The 17,354-nt window shown below is 48.4% G+C and carries 17 protein-coding genes; 10 read left to right on the forward strand and 7 right to left on the reverse strand.

Translation table 11 applies throughout. The annotated features are described in order from the left end of the window. Nucleotides 1–34: 34 nt before the first annotated feature. A complete protein-coding gene (locus C9I89_RS16170; protein ID WP_107284352.1) occupies nt 35–1,249 on the reverse strand; it encodes a pyridoxal phosphate-dependent aminotransferase in 1,215 nt (404 codons plus the stop codon). 265 nt (nt 1,250–1,514) lie between these two features. On the opposite strand from C9I89_RS16170, the gene C9I89_RS16175 reads away from it, so the two are divergent. The 5 genes from C9I89_RS16175 to menE are packed head-to-tail and all read left to right on the forward strand — an operon-like array spanning nt 1,515 to nt 7,787. Continuing rightward, the gene (locus C9I89_RS16175) at nt 1,515–2,867 is read left to right on the forward strand and encodes an isochorismate synthase (protein ID WP_107284353.1); all 1,353 of its coding nucleotides are present in this window, start codon (nt 1,515–1,517) and stop codon (nt 2,865–2,867) included. Continuing rightward, nucleotides 2,864–4,612, forward strand: a complete 1,749-nt coding sequence (gene menD, locus C9I89_RS16180; protein ID WP_107284354.1) for a 2-succinyl-5-enolpyruvyl-6-hydroxy-3-cyclohexene-1-carboxylic-acid synthase — start codon at nt 2,864–2,866, stop codon at nt 4,610–4,612. Before C9I89_RS16175 ends, menD begins: the two co-directional genes overlap by 4 nt. Beyond that, nucleotides 4,596–5,396, forward strand: a complete 801-nt coding sequence (gene menH / locus C9I89_RS16185; protein WP_107284355.1) for a 2-succinyl-6-hydroxy-2,4-cyclohexadiene-1-carboxylate synthase — start codon at nt 4,596–4,598, stop codon at nt 5,394–5,396. The genes menD and menH overlap by 17 nt, the downstream gene beginning before the upstream one ends. Before the next feature lie 22 nt (nt 5,397–5,418). Further along, on the forward strand, nt 5,419–6,393 hold the full coding sequence (gene menC, locus C9I89_RS16190) for an o-succinylbenzoate synthase (protein ID WP_107284356.1): 975 nt from the start codon (nt 5,419–5,421) through the stop codon (nt 6,391–6,393). After that, nucleotides 6,381–7,787 (forward strand): o-succinylbenzoate--CoA ligase, encoded by a 1,407-nt coding sequence (gene menE / locus C9I89_RS16195; RefSeq protein WP_107284357.1) that lies wholly within the window; start codon nt 6,381–6,383, stop codon nt 7,785–7,787. The genes menC and menE overlap by 13 nt, the downstream gene beginning before the upstream one ends. 128 nt (nt 7,788–7,915) lie before the next feature. Here the strand turns inward: menE and C9I89_RS16200 are convergent, their stop codons facing one another. The 3 genes from C9I89_RS16200 to C9I89_RS16210 all read right to left on the reverse strand — a co-directional run bounded on the left by C9I89_RS16200 (nt 7,916) and on the right by C9I89_RS16210 (nt 11,118). After that, nucleotides 7,916–9,790, reverse strand: coding sequence for an MFS transporter (locus C9I89_RS16200; RefSeq protein ID WP_107284358.1), 1,875 nt, complete (start codon nt 9,788–9,790; stop codon nt 7,916–7,918). Between the two features lie 12 nt (nt 9,791–9,802). After that, nucleotides 9,803–10,399, reverse strand: coding sequence for a TetR/AcrR family transcriptional regulator (locus C9I89_RS16205; protein ID WP_107284359.1), 597 nt, complete (start codon nt 10,397–10,399; stop codon nt 9,803–9,805). A gap of 320 nt (nt 10,400–10,719) precedes the next feature. Then, nucleotides 10,720–11,118 (reverse strand): NINE protein, encoded by a 399-nt coding sequence (locus C9I89_RS16210; protein ID WP_107284360.1) that lies wholly within the window; start codon nt 11,116–11,118, stop codon nt 10,720–10,722. A gap of 490 nt (nt 11,119–11,608) precedes the next feature. On the opposite strand from C9I89_RS16210, the gene C9I89_RS16215 reads away from it, so the two are divergent. Both C9I89_RS16215 and C9I89_RS16220 read left to right on the forward strand, forming a co-directional pair. After that, complete coding sequence (locus C9I89_RS16215) at nt 11,609–12,490, forward strand: Tim44 domain-containing protein (protein WP_107284384.1); 882 nt, start codon at nt 11,609–11,611, stop codon at nt 12,488–12,490. Between the two features lie 335 nt (nt 12,491–12,825). Next, complete coding sequence (locus C9I89_RS16220; protein ID WP_107284361.1) at nt 12,826–13,071, forward strand: TIGR02647 family protein; 246 nt, start codon at nt 12,826–12,828, stop codon at nt 13,069–13,071. A gap of 62 nt (nt 13,072–13,133) precedes the next feature. Here the strand turns inward: C9I89_RS16220 and C9I89_RS16225 are convergent, their stop codons facing one another. Then, on the reverse strand, nt 13,134–13,382 hold the full coding sequence (locus C9I89_RS16225) for a YkgJ family cysteine cluster protein (RefSeq protein ID WP_107284362.1): 249 nt from the start codon (nt 13,380–13,382) through the stop codon (nt 13,134–13,136). A gap of 228 nt (nt 13,383–13,610) precedes the next feature. Here C9I89_RS16225 and C9I89_RS16230 point away from each other — a divergent pair, with 228 nt between their 5' ends. Then, the gene (locus tag C9I89_RS16230; RefSeq protein WP_107284363.1) at nt 13,611–14,054 is read left to right on the forward strand and encodes a YcgN family cysteine cluster protein; all 444 of its coding nucleotides are present in this window, start codon (nt 13,611–13,613) and stop codon (nt 14,052–14,054) included. Nucleotides 14,055–14,192: 138 nt separating this feature from the next. Here C9I89_RS16230 and dusC read toward each other — a convergent pair whose 3' ends face one another. Beyond that, nucleotides 14,193–15,143, reverse strand: coding sequence for a tRNA dihydrouridine(16) synthase DusC (gene dusC, locus C9I89_RS16235; RefSeq protein WP_107284364.1), 951 nt, complete (start codon nt 15,141–15,143; stop codon nt 14,193–14,195). Between the two features lie 126 nt (nt 15,144–15,269). Further along, nucleotides 15,270–15,962 carry an NAD-dependent epimerase/dehydratase family protein gene (locus C9I89_RS16240; protein WP_107284365.1) on the reverse strand — a complete coding sequence of 231 codons (693 nt, stop codon included), beginning with the start codon at nt 15,960–15,962 and terminating at the stop codon, nt 15,270–15,272. Nucleotides 15,963–16,197: 235 nt separating this feature from the next. Here C9I89_RS16240 and C9I89_RS16245 point away from each other — a divergent pair, with 235 nt between their 5' ends. Together C9I89_RS16245 and C9I89_RS16250 are read left to right on the forward strand one after the other, a co-directional pair. After that, entirely contained in the window at nt 16,198–16,845 is a 648-nt protein-coding gene (locus C9I89_RS16245; RefSeq protein ID WP_107284366.1) for a YecA family protein, read from the forward strand. After that, the gene (locus tag C9I89_RS16250) at nt 16,845–17,303 is read left to right on the forward strand and encodes a (deoxy)nucleoside triphosphate pyrophosphohydrolase (RefSeq protein WP_107284367.1); all 459 of its coding nucleotides are present in this window, start codon (nt 16,845–16,847) and stop codon (nt 17,301–17,303) included. Before C9I89_RS16245 ends, C9I89_RS16250 begins: the two co-directional genes overlap by 1 nt. The last annotated feature ends 51 nt before the right edge of the window (nt 17,304–17,354 follow it).

The raw sequence follows: 17,354 nt of genomic DNA on the forward strand, positions 1-17,354 counted from the left end.
AAAACTGAGGCTTGAGTTGGAAGCTTGGCGGTAATTACTGACGGTAGCTGTGTAAGAAGCGCTCCAGGCGGCCAATGGCAATCTCAAGATCATCAACACGTGGCAGCGTGACAATGCGGAAATGGTCCGGTTTTTTCCAGTTAAAACCCGTACCGTGAACGATTAATACTTTCTCCTGCTGCAGAAAATCCAGCGCCATACGCTCGTCGTTCACAATATTGAATTTCTTAGAATCAAGCTTAGGAAAAAGGTATAAGGCTCCCTTGGGTTTGACACATGAAACCCCCGGGATCTGAGTGATCATCTCATAGGCTTTGTTTCGTTGTTCAAGCAGACGGCCGCCGGGCAGGATCAGCTCGTTAATACTTTGATAGCCCCCAAGCGCGGTCTGGATTGCATGCTGCATCGGAACATTGGCGCATAAACGCATGGATGCGAGCATATCCAGCCCGTCAATATAATCCTTAGCGAGATGCTTAGGGCCAGACAGCACCATCCAGCCTGCGCGGAAGCCACAGACGCGATATGACTTTGACAGCCCGTTAAAGGTGACGCAGAACACATCTTCTGCCAGCGGGGCAATAGAGGTATGTTGTGCCCCTTCATATAAGATTTTGTCGTAGATCTCATCGGCGAAAATAATCAAATTATGCTTGCGGGCAATTTCTACCACTTCAAGCAGAAAATCACGACTATAAACGGCACCGGTTGGGTTGTTCGGATTGATCAATACTATTCCGCGGGTATTGGGGGTGATTTTCTTTTTAATATCGTCGAGATCTGGATACCAATCCGACGACTCATCACAAATGTAATGAACCGCGTTGCCGCCTGACAGAGATACCGCCGCGGTCCACAGCGGGTAGTCGGGGGAGGGGATGAGGATTTCATCGTTGTTATCTAACAGTGCTTGCATTGTCATCACAATCAGCTCTGAAACGCCGTTACCGATATAGACATCCTCTACATCGATATCAAGCAGCCCGCGTTTTTGATAATGCTGCACAATGGCTTTACGAGCAGGATAAATGCCTTTTGAGTCACAATAGCCTTGTGAGGTCGGTAGGTTTCGGATCACATCGACCAGGATCTCATCGGGTGCATCAAAGCCGAACGGGGCAGGATTACCGATATTTAGCTTTAAAATTTTATGACCTTCTTCTTCCATGCGCTTGGCATGTTTAAGAACGGGGCCACGTATGTCATAACAAACATTATTCAGCTTGGAGGACATCCCGATATTGTGCATTTGGTTAACCTGCGAATTATTATGTAATACCAACAAATTACACTATAAAACTGTGGAAAAGGAAGCCCCTGCAGTAAAAAATCAGGTGAAACGATATTTTGTGTAATTAAATGCTTTTTTAGGGAGTGTGATCTGCTACAGAACAGTTTTCCATGCGGGTAATAAGTAGGGTAGAATAGTCGATTCACTATGTGGTTATGCTACTTAACTAACATGAAGGTAGAACTGCGTGCCCAGAGATCGGCACATCTACAATCAGCCAGGGATGAGCCTTTATGGTGCTATAGAGCTGAGTGAGGTTACCGTGATTGCGCTACAAACTGCCGTTGAAGTTTTAATCGATAAAGTTCAACAAGCTCCAGATACAACCCAACGTTTGATGGTACCACTGGATTTACCAGCAAATACCGACCTGATTGATTGGATGGAATCCCAGCCCCTCTTCCCGAAATTCTACTGGCAGTCTCGTGATAGCCGTGAAGAGGTTGTTGCATTAGGTCAGATCAAAACGTTTACCGACCCGATGGTCGCCGAGAAAGTGCTCTCAGACGATCAGCGAATTTGGGGGGGGCGTTCTTTTGATGGACGAACCAGTCGAAATCGCCGTTGCCTGTCCTCTTTTTTCTTCCTGCCCCTGCTTGAAGTTATCCGTATGGATGGTAGCTGGCAGCTGGCTGTTAACCTGTCTGCTGATAAAGAGAAATTGTTGCTGGCCTTAGCGCAAGTTACTGCCACCGCGAAAGAGGTCGCGGGTATCCGCAGCACGATTATTGGCCGTACCTACACGCCTGACTTTTCCGGCTGGTCGACGATGATCAGTCAGGCGCTTGATGCCATCTCGCAAAAAGTCTTCGAAAAAGTGGTACTGGCCCGTCGTACGACACTTAAGCTGGACACGCCTGTCGCACCAGCACAATTATTGAAAGCCAGCCGAGCCAGCAATAGCAAGAGTTTCCACTTCATGATGGCGCTGGATGAGAAACACAGTTTTATCGGTTCGACGCCGGAGCGTTTGTTTTTACGTCATGAGCGCGAACTAAAAACAGAGGCTTTGGCGGGAACGGTTGGTCGAGGCCTGGATGCGCGGGAAGATAACCAGTTAGCCCAGTGGCTGATGGCCGATACGAAGAACCGTTACGAGAACCGCTTAGTTGTGGACGACATTGTCAGCCGTCTGGTTCCTTGCTGCGCATCCATGGAGGTCGCGCAAACACCAGAGTTGGTGCAGTTACGTAAAGTGCAGCACTTAAAACGCGGTATTGAGGCGCAATTAAATGACCACGTCTACAGTGCCGATTTACTCGATAACCTGCAGCCTACGGCGGCGATTGCCGGATTGCCTCGTGAACAGGCGCTGAGTTTCATTACCGAGCATGAACCGTTTGCACGCGGCTGGTATAGCGGTGCAGTGGGGTTTCTCAGTCGTCAACGGAGTGAGTTCTGTGTAGCCATTCGCAGTGCGTTGATCATGGGCGAAGAGGTTCACGTCTTTGCCGGTGCCGGTATTGTTCCGGGTTCAACCGCTGATAGCGAGTGGATGGAACTTGATCGTAAAAAAGCCACATTATGCAGCTTGCTCGAATCGGATGAGCCGGAGCTGGAGCGAGTATCTGCATGACCAAAGGGCTATCGACCTCGCACGCTTTGACCTTGGATGTGAAAAGCCAGCAAGCGGCACTGAATAAGCTGTGGGCAGGCTTGATGTTAGAAGAGTTGGCACGTCTGGGCGTTAAACATATCTGTATCGCCCCCGGTTCTCGCTCGACGCCGTTGACGTTGGCGGCGGCAGATAACCGCAAGCTGACGATTCATACCCATTTTGACGAACGTGGACTTGGCTTTCTGGCTTTAGGCTTAGCCAAAGCGACCCAGGAACCGGTCGCAGTTGTGGTGACATCGGGAACGGCCGTCGCAAATTTACTGCCCGCCGTCGCTGAAGCCGGGTTGACCGGTGAAAAACTGGTATTGCTGACATCTGACCGACCATTGGAATTAATCCAGTGCGGGGCTAATCAGGCGATCCGCCAGTCAGGCATTTTTTCACAGCATGTGACCGCCTTTCATGATATCCCATCGCCCACATTAGCGGTGTCTCCAGCCTGGCTATTAACGACCATTGATGAAGCGATGCAGCAACAAAAGCTGCAGGGCAGTGCTGTCCACTTTAACTGTCACTATCCTGAACCCCTCTATGGTGAGGTCGCTGATTTTGCTGAATATCTTAGCCCGTTAGCAACCTGGCAGGGGGATACTCAGCCTTATACTATACACAGTCAGGCCGCAGGTAATCACATTTCGATTGATGCGCATAAATGGCAGCCGCTGACCGATCGCAAAGGCATTGTGATTGCGGGCCGGCTAGAGCCCGAAGCGTTACCTGCCGTTAAAGCATTGGCAGAAAGATTGGGCTGGCCATTATTGGTTGATCCTCAAGGTGGTGGCAGCAGCGACTGGGCCGGTTTTGATGTCTGGTTACAAAATTCTGAATGTCAGAATTTTCTTAAACAAGCCGACACCATCGTGCAATTTGGTGCCCGCCTGGTTTCTAAGCGCCTGCTGCAGTTAATCGACAATCATGATCTGCAACAATATTGGCTGGTGGATCCGTTAGCCGGGCGGTTAGACCCAACCCATCGTCGTAGTGTTCGCATTCAGGCAAAGATCAAACCATGGGCAATGTTAGCGGCTGAACTGACGTTAGCCAGTGCTCATTTTGGTTGGGCTGCTCCGCTACAGTTCGCTTCCAGCCGATACATCGACATGCTATCGGGGCACTCTTCAGAGCTAACCGAGCTCACTCTTGCGGCGAATTTGGCCCGGTGGCTACCGGACACTACCGAATTATTTCTCGGCAACAGCCTGATTGTTCGCCTGCTTGATATGTGTGGGAAACTGCCGCAGACAGCGACATTTGCCAACCGCGGCGCATCGGGTATTGATGGTTTGATTGCGACCGCTGCGGGTGTCTACAAAGCCAGACAAGCGCCGTTGCTGTGCCTGCTGGGCGATACGTCACTCTTGTATGATCTGAATTCATTGGCACTACTTCGCGAGGTCTCGCACCCTGTTGTGGTTCTGGTGACGAATAACGATGGTGGCGGGATCTTTGATTTGCTGCCGGTACCGGAGCAGCAGCGGGAAGATCTCTACCGAATGCCCCATGGGCTGGAATTTAGTCATGCAGCGGCGATGTTCGGGTTCAATTATCATTGTCCAGATTCGCTGGAACAGGCAGAGCAAATGTGTCGTCAGGCATTGAGCCACAGCGGTACGACCCTGATTGAAGTTAAGACCCCTTCGGGTCAGGCCGGGCGACGGTTAAAAAGGTTATTCGGCGAGGTCAGAGATGCCGCTTTACTCTGAAAGCTATGGTGTCAGGCATGATCTTAGCCGGCAGCGACCAACCCTGGTGTTTCTGCACGGTTTACTTGGATCTGGACGGGACTGGCGTCATGCCGTCAATGTGCTGTCTCAGCACTATTTCTGCCTGACCATTGATTTACCCGGACACGGTAACAGCCAGATGCTCTCGGCTGCTGATTTTGTTCAGGTTAATCAGCTGATCCACCAAACGCTGGCTCACCGCCATATTACCTCTTATGTCTTAATTGGCTATTCAATGGGGGCACGGCTGGCCATGTATCATGCGGCTTTTCCAAACTCTGAAAGTCAATCCAGATTAGAAGGAATTGTACTGGAAGGTGGTCATTTCGGTCTGCCACCAATAGAATGTGCCGCAAGATTTGCAAATGATGAAAAATGGGCGCATCGTTTTGCCTGTGAATCACTTGGCAAGGTTTTACCTGATTGGTATCAACAACCTGTTTTTTCGTCATTGAATCATGACCAAAGACAAAGCTTGGTATTGAAACGGAGTAATAATCTTGGTCCCGGTGTTGCGCGTATGCTGCTCGCTACGTCCTTAGCAAAGCAGCCCCCGATGCAAGAAAAAGTAGAGGCATTATTACTGCCCGCCCTTTATATTTGTGGCGAGCAGGACAGCAAATTCAGGCGCTTGATCGAGGGCTCCGCATTAGATTCTCTGGTGATCCCGTCGGCGGGACATAATGTGCATGTTGAACGGCCTCATGAGTTCAGCATGGCAATTATTAATTTTGTAAAACAGATTGGAATAAAACATGGTTAGAACTGTAAGGCAGGCTGAGACTATGCGAAGCGCTAAGTTATACCAATACCAGTTACCAATGGATTCAGGCGTTATCTTGCGCAATCAGCGCTTAGTGACGCGTGAAGGCTGGGTTGTGGAATTACGTGATGGCGAAGCGGTAGGTTATGGTGAGATAGCCCCATTGCCTGAGTTTAGCCGGGAAACAACTCAGCAAGCCGGAGAACAGGCTCAGCAGCTGCTGGAAGCGTGGAGCCAGGGCGACAACCTTGATCTATCTCAGGCATTACCTTCTGTTGCGTTTGGGCTGAGCATGGCGCAACTTGAACTTGCTGGCGGATTGCCTGCTGATGGCAACTATCAGGTGGCCCCTCTGTGTTCTGGCGATCCCGATGATCTGATTGTTCGACTGGATGAGATGCCCGGCGAGAAAGTGGCAAAAATAAAAGTGGGTATGTATGAAGCGGTTCGTGATGGTATCGTGACTAACATGTTCATTGAAGCCATCCCGGAAATCAGATTGCGCTTAGATGCAAATCGTCAGTGGACGCCGATTAAGGCTCAGCAGTTTGCTAAGTACGTGAAACCTGAGCATCGTGCAGGTATTGCCTTTCTGGAAGAACCTTGTAAGACCCCAGCTGACAGCCTGGCTTTTGCTCAGGAAACGGGCATTAACATCGCATGGGATGAAACCGTACGTGATGAAGGCTTTGAGGTAAAAGCTGAACCCGGCGTGGTGGCAATTATTATAAAGCCGACGCTGGTGGGCTCTGTACAACGCTGTATTGAGCTGGTCAACCAGGCACATGCCGCAGGCTTAACCGCGGTGATCAGTTCAAGCATAGAGTCCAGCCTTGGTTTAAACCAGCTGGCACGGCTGGCAGCATGGCAAACCCCGGGTGAGATCCCTGGACTGGATACCATGCAGCTATTTGCGGCGCAGCTGGAAACACCATGGCCGGGCTGCAATTTGCCGGTGACGTCTTTAGTAACACTTGAGGTGGTATGGCAGAAGTAAGTCACCACTTCGCCACATGGCCCTGGCAACATTGGGCATCAGAGCGGTCGTCAGCGACCGCTCTTTCGTTTGGCGAACAACATTTTAGCTGGGCCGAAGTCACGGCACGGGTTGATGAGTATGCACAATGCCTGCTTGAGCAGGGCGTCAAGCGTGATCAGCTGATTGCCGTTGTGGCCCCCAATTCGATTCAGGTTTTATGGCTGCTCCTGGCGACCTTGCGGGTGGGAGCACGGTATGTCGGGTTGAACCCGCGTAATACCGAGGTTGAGTTAAATGCCCAGCTTGCCCAGCTACAGCATGATTTTATTTGGTATCCGGCCAAATCGGCACATCCGCTTTTATCTGGCCAGCGATTGTATTTGCTGCCGCCGCAGAATCCCCGTTTGGTCCCTGTGACCTGGCAGCCAATACGCCCGGCGACAATGACCTTCACCTCGGGCTCTTCCGGAACACCGAAAGTTGCGGTCCATAGTGCTGATAATCATTTAGCCAGTGCTGCCGGGCTGCTGGCGTGGATGGATTTCGACCAAGATGATAGCTGGTTACTTTCACTGCCGTTATTTCATATTTCAGGCTTGGCGATAGTCTGGCGCTGGTTGTACCGTGGTGCCAGGTTGGTTGTGGCAAAGCCAGCCGACTTCGACCGGGCGTTAACGCAGGTGACTCATGCGTCTCTGGTGCCGACTCAGTTACAGCGTTTACTGGCATATCAGCAATGCGATCCCTCGGTGCCTTTAGTTTTAAAAAAGGTGTTGCTAGGAGGTACCGTTATTCCGGCGAGCCTGACCGAACAGGCAGAGCTTTCAGGGATCAGTTGCTGGTGTGGTTACGGCATGACGGAGATGGGCTCGACAGTGACCGCGAAAAAAGCGGATGCCAGCGGCGGGGTCGGAGCGGTATTACCTAACCGTGAACTGATGTTGAAAGATGGCGAGATTTTAGTGCGGGGTGCAACCTTGTGCCTGGGCTATTACCGTAATAAAACCCTATTTCCGGCCTGCGAAGGTGAGTGGTTTGCAACACGTGATGTAGGTGAATGGCGAGATGAAGAACTGCATATTATCGGGCGTGCCGACAATATGTTTATCTCCGGTGGCGAGAATATTCAGCCTGAAGAAGTGGAGCGGGTTTTACTGGCTCATCCTGACATCAGGCAAGCATTTGTTTTGCCTGTTGAAGACTCTGAATTCGGCCAGCGTCCGGTGGCAATCGTCGATACCAGCTCGGAATTAAACGATGAGTTGGTTAATAACCTGCAAGCTTATATGGCAGCGCAGGTCGTGACATTCAAGCGACCAATTTGTTATTACTCGTTACCAGAAGATTTCACTAAATCAGGCATAAAAGTGTCGCGGAAAAGACTAAAGGACTGGTTGATTAGCCAGCTCTGAGGTTTAAGAGATAGAAGCGAGTGACGAGTATTTAAGTATCGAGAGACGAGAGACTAGGCTCTAGATACTCGCCACTCGCCACTCGCCACTTGCTACTCGTTACTTGCCACTCGCTTCTCATCACTTCTTTACCGATTCTCCCCTCTAAGCCCCATTATTAGCTCCCGAAGTGTCGTACTGTTCGCGTCTCTTGCCGTAACAGGGGCCCCGGCAACAATATTGACCCTGGACCAGAAACGTTTGGGTAGTTTCAGCAGGGCACGACCGCCTTCACGGCTGAATATACTCCCCCACAGGCCTTGCAAGGCGACAGGAATAACAGGCACCGATGAGTGTTTGATAATGATATCGATACCGCGCAGAAAAGGGCCGATTTCACCGTCATGGGTCAACTGGCCTTCCGGAAAGACACAAACAATATCGCCATTGTCTAAATATTCCGAAACCTGACTGAAGGCCGTGCGAATTGATTTGCGATCAGAGGCATTGACCGGGATCACCTTACAGGCACGGCAGAAAGCACGGATCAGCGGAAGGTTATAAATATCCTGATCCATCAGGAAACGGATCGGGCGGGGGCAGGCGCCTGCCAGCAGCAAGGCATCCATATAGCTGACATGGTTGCAGACAATCAATGCGCCGCCTTGTTTAGGGATACTTGCCAGGTTGGTATGGGTGACCCGATACATAGTATGGGTCACCATCCATACCAGAAAGCGCCAGAAGAAGTCAGGAACCTGTATGTAGAGATACAGTACAACACACAGATTCATTATCGAGAGGACAAAGAAAAATTGTGGAATACTAAGTCCAACGGCAGACAAAAAGAGGATCGAAAGAATTGCACTGGCAACCATAAACAAGGCATTTAGGATATTGTTGGCAGCAATGATTTGCGCACGCTCACCTTCTTTAGCGCGGTGTTGCATCATGGCGTAAAGAGGGACGATAAAAATACCGCCAGACACGCCAAGCATGGTTAAAGAAATGAAGACCCTAAATAGCTCTGGCTGAGAGATAAATTCAGCAATACTCCGGGAAGCAGGAATAATTTCAGGTGAAGCAAACAGCAGATCGGCGCCAAACAATGTAATGCCCAAACTGCCCAAAGGTACAATGCCGGGCTCAATGCGGTGACCAGAGAGGCGATCACAGAGCAGAGATCCCACCGCAATACCGATTGAAAACAGGGCCAACAGGAAAGAAACCGAAGCAGCGCCCCCCCCTAGATGCATTTTTGCGAAATTAGGGAACTGGGTCAGGTAACAGGCACCAAGGAACCAAAACCAGCTGATGCCTAACACACACAGGAAGATGGTCTTATCGTTTCTGGCAATGGCTAAAGTATGACGGGTCTGGCGAATAGGTTGCCATTTGAAAACAATATTCGGATCGCTTGGCTTCGCTTCAGGTATCCAGCGTGATGTCAGGTAGCCTAAGACCGCAAAACTGACCACACTGATCGCGGCGATGATGGGGGCATCTTCCTGATTTGCGATAACCCCTGCCAGCAGGGTGCCGAGTAAAATAGCCAGAAACGTCCCGGTTTCAACCAGCGCGTTTCCTGAGACTAACTCTTCTTTTTTCAGATGCTGGGGCAGCAGGGCATATTTAGCCGGCCCGAAAAAGGCTGACTGGCTGCCCATAAGAAATAACAAAAACAGCAGCATCATGTAGCTTTCAGTTAGAAAAGCGATAGCGGCCAGCGCCATAATGATGATCTCGGCCATCTTAACGATACGCATGATCAGCGCTTTATCGTATTTATCCGCCAGTACACCGGCAGAAGCTGAAAAAAGGAAGAAAGGCAGTATAAATAACCCTGCCGCCAGATTAATGATTAAATCTGAATCAAGGGGAAGGGTGCCGGGAGCGGCGAAAGCAATAAGAATGAGTAATACATTCTTATAGACATTGTCATTAAAAGCCCCAAGAGCCTGAGTGAGAAAATATGGTAAAAAACGCTGTTTAGTTAACAGTCGGGATTGGGGCTGTGTGCGCATTGAAAACTCCGTTTATACGCGCCAGGTGTTTAGATAGGTATCCAATAAGTTATCGATTAGTACTTTGCCGTCAATAGGGGTTGAGGTGAAGAGTTTATCGTCAACGCTAAGCAGTGTGATACCGTGAACGCCGGCCCAAATTACGCGGCTCGCTTCCATGATCTCTTTTTCAGATTTTCCCGGTGTGATTTGGCGGATCAGTGTTTCCAGCATTCCCGTCATTTTATCGATACGTTCAGATTGCCACTCAGGCAGATCATCACCGCTCATGGTATGTTGGAAAATCAGCTGCCAACGGTAGGGATGAGATGCAGCAAACTCCTGGTAACAATACGCCAGTCTGCGCAGTGCGTCTTCAGGTGATGTTGCGTTTTTCATTTCGTTTTCTGCTTCAGCAAACAATTCATCTAATGTTTGAGCGACAGCATGCAGTAATAGCAGATTGTAGTTACCAAAAACGTTTACCAGAGTGCTAGGTACGTAACCAATCATTGCTGCGACTTTACGCAGACTGAGTTCGTGGTGCGGATGCTCACTTAGAAAATTTTTTACCTGCTCCAGCGTCATACTTACCAACTCTTCACGAGTGTGGTCATTTCGTCTTGCCATCGAAAAATACTCTTAATGGGTTATATTCTTGTTGTTAATCCGATACCAACCAAAGGGTACTGGCTCAGATTTTTATAAATTAGTATATACCCAAACCACCTCAAATGGCTGCCTTGACTAAAAGCCAATGAATTCTCGCTGAACTCGGCATCTTGAGGTGGTTTGGCTATAGAACAACGTTCGATACTTTAGTTGCTCACAACCAATACGGTCAAGGGAAAAGCCTGCTGTGTGCTAAATTACAGGCTTACTTGTGATAATTCTCTCACTTGTTAATCATAGTTGGAATAAGCCCAGTGAAAAGTATTAATTTTTTTCAATTATCTGGCATTTTTCTCTGAGTTTCTAATGGATATCTGCTCATTCAGGGTCCAGAAATCAACCAGAATACCGATCAGGAAAAAACCGAAAGTGCAGAGGTAGAGGATACCCGTTAGCCATTTTCCCATGTACATACGATGCACACCGAATACACCGAGAAAAGTCAGAAGCAGCCAGGAGACGCTATAATCAACCTCGCCAGCCTGAAAGCGTAAATCAGCTTCGCGATCCATTGACGGAATTAAGAACAAATCAATCAGCCAGCCAATACCGCAAAGGCCTAAAGTCAGAAACCAGATTGTTCCAGTGACAGGTTTTCCATAGTAGAAGCGATGCGCGCCGGTAAAGCCAAAAATCCACAGTAAATAGCCGATCAGTTTGCTATGTGTATCTTGCATGTTTCCACCTACCTGTAAGTATTGGTTTGTCTAAGTCTGATTATGTATCAAAGAGTGTGCAATTAGGCAATGAAATCTCGGTAAAGTGCCGGAATACCAAGGAACGAGTATTTTGCGGTTATGTATATACCCAAGTTACCTCAAGATGCAGGATTCAGAGTGATACCAGCCAGTTCAATTCAAGGAAAATGTGCGAAGGAATGACTGGTCCTTTCGAGTGCATTTGACACCGAAGTGGGCTGGCTGGATCACTCCCGAAGGGCGAGTTTTCCAGGCACTAATGATGCGTTGCTGATTTTTGATGTAGAGCGACTATATCTGCAAATCAGCGCCTGACCTTAGCGCCTGGAAATTCTCGCTGAAACGAGCATCTTGAGGTTACTTGGGTATATTTTCATTAATGTCAGTAACAATTTGAGACGTCTGTTTGATTGACTTTCTAAGGTAGCCCGATAGGATGCTCGAAGAATATGGCAAAGGTATTAAATTAATGAAACGCTTCTTTACTCTATTTGCTCTGATTATTGCTGTGTCGTTTACGGCTCCGCATGCTGAGGCAAAAAAATTCGGTGGTGGTAAGTCGTTTGGTAAAAGTTTTAAAACGGCACCAGTACAAAAAAAACAGCCACAGCAAACTGATACGGTTGGAAAACAAAGCCCAACAGCTGCCCAATCGAGCAAAAAAGGCCTGATGGGAGGACTGCTGGGCGGACTTCTTGCCGGTGGTTTGCTCGCAGCCTTTTTCGGCGGGGCTTTTGAAGGCATTCAATTTATGGATATGTTGATCTTTGGATTGATTGCATTTGTTATATTCAAATTGTTCCAGTCGATGCGTGGCGCGAAAAGTACCCCAATGGGGCATCGAGAGGCTTATGCGGGGAATTCATCACAACGAAGCCAGCAACACTATCGCCAGGCACCTGAAATGCATGCAGCATCGCAGCCGCAGCAAGCGGGTTCTGCCGCCGATTATGGCTCGACCGATAGCGATGTGCCATTTAATCTGCCGCCAAACTTTAACATGAATGCATTTTTAAATGGCTCACGTGATCATTACCGTGTTCTGCAAGGTGCATGGAATCATAACGAGCTTGAGAAAGTTCGCGAATACGTATCACCAGCACTGTTTGCAGATCTTTGCGCTGAACGTGCCAAGCTTGGTGGCGAGCAGCATACTGAAGTGATGTACGTCGATGCCGAACTTGTACGAGCAGATTACGATGCGAGCTTAGCCCAGTTAAGTATCAAGTTCTCTGGCCGTTATAAGGATCGTGCCGAAGGTGTCGAGGAAGATATTACTGATATCTGGCATCTGGAACGAGATCTACGGGCACCTAATGCTCCTTGGTTAATCGTCGGTATTCAGGCGTAACAAATCAAAGTACATACGTTGATATAGCTTTAAGCAGCTCGAAATGAGCGGTTTTTTATCCTCTCTAGTGACGGCGCTTGATGAAGAACATTTCGACATGGCATGTGATTTGACTAAAAATCGGCATGGCTAAGCACTTGGAATCTCAGTTGAATACGCCGTCATTGCATACCGCAGGTATAAATATCCGAATATTTGAACTGGGTCGCTTTCTCAGCCGCAAAGATTGGAAGAGATTGATCTCATCACCTACTTTTATTCTTATCAGCCGCTAGTATTAAACCATCAGAAACAAACCAAGATTTAATTGGTCGTAATTTATAAAAGAGGTAACTATGCCATATACTGCAGAACTTGTTGATGAAATGAACCTTCTCGTGAAATTTCCAATGCACAGCGATTTAGAAGGGATCAAAGTCCGCGGTGACGCAGCACCTGAAATGGTAGCAGCAGCAAAACGTTTATTTGAGAAAGGGCTGGTCACTCAAGAAGATGGGGGTTACCTGACATTTTCTGGCCATCAGGCGGTTGAAAGTGCGAAAGCGACGCTGCGTATTCTGACGGGAACTGTCGCTGTTTAATATGTGATCATAGATTTTAAAACGTGTTTTAAAATTCTGTTCTAACAAATAAAAAGCATGGCTCAGGTCATGCTTTCAAGTTCTGAGATAACCTGTAGTGCCTGCTCGTTAGATGATCCGCAGACATCCGGACAAGGTTTGAAATGATGGCATACCGCCGGACGTTCTGGTTTACCGAATAGCTTACACAGGTTACTTTCATTCAACTGGATACAGCGAATTCCCGCGGGTTTCCCCTCTGGCATTCCCGGGATGGCAGAAGAGATACTAGGTGCAATACAGCACGCTCCACAGCCTAAACGACATTCCATAACTCACCTATACTTTATTGACCACTCGAAACGGGTGCGAAAGTTACCATTCAAATGCCATTGGATCAAAAATAATTGCTCGAATAGACCGTAAATAATAATGACTATTATTACAGCACTTTTGATGTAAGATTCTGATCAAATGCTTGCACTTTACCTGCGGGGCAGCTATAAAACCGCCTCCTTCTGCCATACAGGTTGAGGGCGGTCAAAGAGAAGGTTGGTATCATGGCACGTTTTTGGGAAGAGAAAGGCTTAACGGCAATGACTGATCCGGAGTGGGAATCACTCTGTGATGGTTGTGGTAAGTGTTGTCTGCATAAGTTAATTGATGATGATACTGATGAGATTTATTTCACGAACGTAGCCTGTAGCTTACTTGATAACAACACGTGCTCATGCAAAGACTACCCAAACCGTTTTGAATCCGGCGAAGAGTGCCTGAAATTGACGCGTGAACGCATTGATGAGTTTGTCTGGTTACCCGAAACTTGCGCTTACCGCTTACTTGCCGAAGGGAAGTCGCTACCAGAATGGCACCCGCTGATCACCGGTTCAAAAGAAGCGATGCACCAAGCGGATGAGTCAGTTCGCGATAAAGTGGTCTACGAGATCGAGGTGATCGACTGGGAAGACCACATTCTGAATCATCCCAATAGAATACCGGGCTAATACCAATCCGTATAACTGCGGGTAATCAGCTTTCTTGCCACTAGCAAGACTGATAGAAACCGAATCAAACGACGAATGCCGCCATCTTGTCGCCACTATTATGATGGCGACAGTGGCGGCATTGTTTTATGGGGGACGTTAAGCCGCCAGATTGTGGTGAGCTTGCTGCAGAATTGAAATGATTGGCGCGGCTTTGTTCAAACTGCGAATATCGGCAAATAGCGCTTTGGCTTCAGGGTATTGATGTCGAAGATAGGCAAACCACTGTTTCACCCGATTCGGGTAGTAAAGCCCCTTATCGCCTTTAATTTCAAATTGAGAGTAGCGAAGCAGCAATTCGAGTACTTCACTCCATGTCATATGATCTTCGTTGCGTTTCACAACGTTACACAGGTTAGGCAGATTGAGGGCACCACGACAGACCATCAGGGAGTCTGTGTTGGTGGCTTGCAGGCAGGCTTGACCATTTTGGTAATTCCAGACTTCACCATTAGCGATGATCGGAATGGTGATTTTTTCTTTGGTCTGGCGAATGTAATCCCACTTAATAGCATCAGCTTTATAGCCATCAACCTTGGTACGGGCATGAATGACGATTTCATCGGCCCCGGCTTGCGCGACGGCATCGGCTATCTCAAAACAATGATTGGGATCATCCCAGCCTAAGCGCACCTTGGCGGTGATCGGTTTTGTAGGATGAACTGCACCGCGAACCGCTTTGACTATCTGATAGATCGACTCTGGCTCTTTGAGCAAGACGGCACCGCCGCGGCTTTTGTTGACCGATTTTGCCGGGCAGCCAAAGTTAATATCAATGCCAGCAGAGCCTAATTTAATCGCACGATGGGCATTTTCAGCCATCCATTGAGGTTCTTGTCCCAATAGCTGAACGCGAACGGGGGTGCCAGCGGTTGTTTTGCCGCCATTGTGCAGTTCAGGGCACAAGCGATAAAAAACACTATTAGGTAACAGACGATCTGTTATGCGGATGAATTCAGTCACACACAGATCATAGTCATTAATATCGGTTAGCATCTCTCGCATTAAATGGTCTAACACGCCTTCCATCGGACCCAATATGACTCGCATAACACCTCTCAACGTTTAATACCCATTCACATTACCATTTGGTCATCGTTAAGCGAATGGGTATAGGGTGCGAGATTTTAGTTCGGAATCGAGGTTTTGTCACCTGATCATGAGAAGCTCAGGTATTTAAGAAGAGTGGTGGGTGTGTGGTTGGAGTGATTTACCGGCAACAACCCGCACGCTGTGATTATCAACGCGTTTGTGCTCAAGGCTCAGTGCCAGCATGCTGCGGGCAACATCTTCTGCCGGGATGGGATTGAGGTGAGCTAACGGACCGATTAGCAGCGGTTTAATTAACGCAAAAATACGCTGGCCGATGATCTCATCGTGCCTTGGTTTCGATCTCTCTCCTTTCAATGGCCCGGGGCGAACAAAGGTACAGCGGGAGAAACCCAGCTTGCTGAGTGCTTTTTCCATTTTCCCTTTGCTGCGTAAATAATGAGAGGGTGACCATGGGTGAGCAAACAAGCTGGAGATCACCACCAGATTTGTGACTCCAAGCAATTGCATGGTCGTGGCAACCTCTTTGACCAGCTGAAAATCAACGGCTTCAAGGGCGGCGTTACTCCCAGCCTGTTTTTTTGTTGTTCCCAGGCAGATAAAACCATAGGTCGGGGTAATATCGGTTTCATCCCAAGCGGTAATACGCAGCTCAGGATGAATAATTTGTACTAACTTTTTGCTGTGAAAAGGAAGTTCACGGCGAGAAAGGGAATAGACCCTCTGAAAGTGGTCATGTGCGAGCAGCAGGTGAAGCAGCTCATCTCCGACTAGGCCACTGGCTCCGGCAATAATCGCACTTGCTTTTACCTGACTCATCAACGTTCTTCCTCATAGGGGCATATACAAATGCGTTTAGTTTAATAGATCTATTTGACGGCAATTGAATCAGTTTTGCCTGTATCGGCATCAAACATCAACAAAAAACATTGAAAATTGTCGGTTGAGTTGAAGACAAGATGATCCCGTCGATATTTTTTGAAACGGATATTGTCAGGGGAGTTGGTATATAATCGCCCCATCTTCTGAATTGTTCGAAAAACCGGAAAAGAAAATGACAGATTTAATGACACTACCTGCTGACTGGAAAGGCATGCCTGCAGCATTTGTAGAAGGCGCTTTACTGGCTGCGAATGCTAACCCTAAACCTCTGGAGCCAGAGGCGTGGTTGCCGGTGTTAATCAACGGTGGTGTGGTCGAAGATGAGCAAGAAGCGATCACGGCAGAGCAGAAAAAGGCCGTATTAAGTCATTTTGAACTGCAGTACTGTCATATCAAAGCCGGTGAGTTCGAACTTCCACAACCGTTGGTATGGGATGCGGAAAAGGGCGTGACGGAGGCATTGAGTCATTTTGCCGAAGGGTTTATGGCTGTCTGGCCGACCATTGAGCCCAATTGGGCTGAGCAGACGATGTCTGACGGTACCATGCGTATGCTGTCAGCATTAATTACGACGTTGATGTTGTTGCTGGATGAAGAAGAAACCCGGGCTCAAATGAAAGAGGCCGGGGTGACAGGCATGCCGGAACTGGCCGATTTGTATTCTCAATTACCGTTGATGCTCACTGAAGTCGTGATGGCGGCAGATGAACTTCAGCAAGGTGCAGCGGCGCAGGCGGTAAATCCTTATAAAGAGATGAGCCGTAATGATCCTTGCTTGTGTGATAGCGGCAAAAAATTCAAACACTGCTGTGGCAAGTAATGTCAGAGCATTCTGCGACAGTACGTACCATTCGGCACCAGGACAAACCAGTCATTATTGTTGTCGCGGGTGTGATTGAAAAAGATGCCCGTTATCTGCTTGCCCAACGCTTTGAGCATGCAAGCCAAGGTGGTCTGTGGGAGTTTCCCGGTGGCAAAGTGGAAGCGGGCGAAACACCGGAACAAGCATTAGAGCGTGAGCTGTCGGAAGAGTTGGCGATACAGACAACCACAGGAAAGTGGCTGGCTGATAGTATTTTTGATTATGGTGATAAGGTCATTCACCTTAAAGGCTATATCAGTCATTGGCAATCTGGCGACCTGCAGCTTCATAGCCATCAGGATGCAATCTGGGTTGAGAAAGTGTCAATAGCGCAGTACGAGCTGTGTCCGGCGGATTACCCGATTGTCGAGGCGCTCAACAAAGGTGTGAGTGACGAGAAGCTAGTGACTAGGTAAAAGTAGCGAGAGATAGAGGCGAGGGTCTAGTTTCTCGCCACTCGCCACTCG

Origin of the sequence: Photobacterium lipolyticum, assembly GCF_003026475.1 — a bacterium.
Lineage (GTDB): Bacteria > Pseudomonadota > Gammaproteobacteria > Enterobacterales > Vibrionaceae > Photobacterium > Photobacterium lipolyticum.

What these genes read in the sequence shown, in the direction of transcription:
- C9I89_RS16170 (WP_107284352.1), bottom strand. Translation starts at nt 1,249, where the DNA reads ATGCACAATATCGGGATGTCCTCCAAGCTGAATAATGTTTGTTATGAC.
- C9I89_RS16175 (WP_107284353.1), top strand. Translation starts at nt 1,515, where the DNA reads ATGAGCCTTTATGGTGCTATAGAGCTGAGTGAGGTTACCGTGATTGCG.
- menD (WP_107284354.1), top strand. Translation starts at nt 2,864, where the DNA reads ATGACCAAAGGGCTATCGACCTCGCACGCTTTGACCTTGGATGTGAAA.
- menH (WP_107284355.1), top strand. Translation starts at nt 4,596, where the DNA reads ATGCCGCTTTACTCTGAAAGCTATGGTGTCAGGCATGATCTTAGCCGG.
- menC (WP_107284356.1), top strand. Translation starts at nt 5,419, where the DNA reads ATGCGAAGCGCTAAGTTATACCAATACCAGTTACCAATGGATTCAGGC.
- menE (WP_107284357.1), top strand. Translation starts at nt 6,381, where the DNA reads ATGGCAGAAGTAAGTCACCACTTCGCCACATGGCCCTGGCAACATTGG.
- C9I89_RS16200 (WP_107284358.1), bottom strand. Translation starts at nt 9,790, where the DNA reads ATGCGCACACAGCCCCAATCCCGACTGTTAACTAAACAGCGTTTTTTA.
- C9I89_RS16205 (WP_107284359.1), bottom strand. Translation starts at nt 10,399, where the DNA reads ATGGCAAGACGAAATGACCACACTCGTGAAGAGTTGGTAAGTATGACG.
- C9I89_RS16210 (WP_107284360.1), bottom strand. Translation starts at nt 11,118, where the DNA reads ATGCAAGATACACATAGCAAACTGATCGGCTATTTACTGTGGATTTTT.
- C9I89_RS16215 (WP_107284384.1), top strand. Translation starts at nt 11,609, where the DNA reads ATGAAACGCTTCTTTACTCTATTTGCTCTGATTATTGCTGTGTCGTTT.
- C9I89_RS16220 (WP_107284361.1), top strand. Translation starts at nt 12,826, where the DNA reads ATGCCATATACTGCAGAACTTGTTGATGAAATGAACCTTCTCGTGAAA.
- C9I89_RS16225 (WP_107284362.1), bottom strand. Translation starts at nt 13,382, where the DNA reads ATGGAATGTCGTTTAGGCTGTGGAGCGTGCTGTATTGCACCTAGTATC.
- C9I89_RS16230 (WP_107284363.1), top strand. Translation starts at nt 13,611, where the DNA reads ATGGCACGTTTTTGGGAAGAGAAAGGCTTAACGGCAATGACTGATCCG.
- dusC (WP_107284364.1), bottom strand. Translation starts at nt 15,143, where the DNA reads ATGCGAGTCATATTGGGTCCGATGGAAGGCGTGTTAGACCATTTAATG.
- C9I89_RS16240 (WP_107284365.1), bottom strand. Translation starts at nt 15,962, where the DNA reads ATGAGTCAGGTAAAAGCAAGTGCGATTATTGCCGGAGCCAGTGGCCTA.
- C9I89_RS16245 (WP_107284366.1), top strand. Translation starts at nt 16,198, where the DNA reads ATGACAGATTTAATGACACTACCTGCTGACTGGAAAGGCATGCCTGCA.
- C9I89_RS16250 (WP_107284367.1), top strand. Translation starts at nt 16,845, where the DNA reads ATGTCAGAGCATTCTGCGACAGTACGTACCATTCGGCACCAGGACAAA.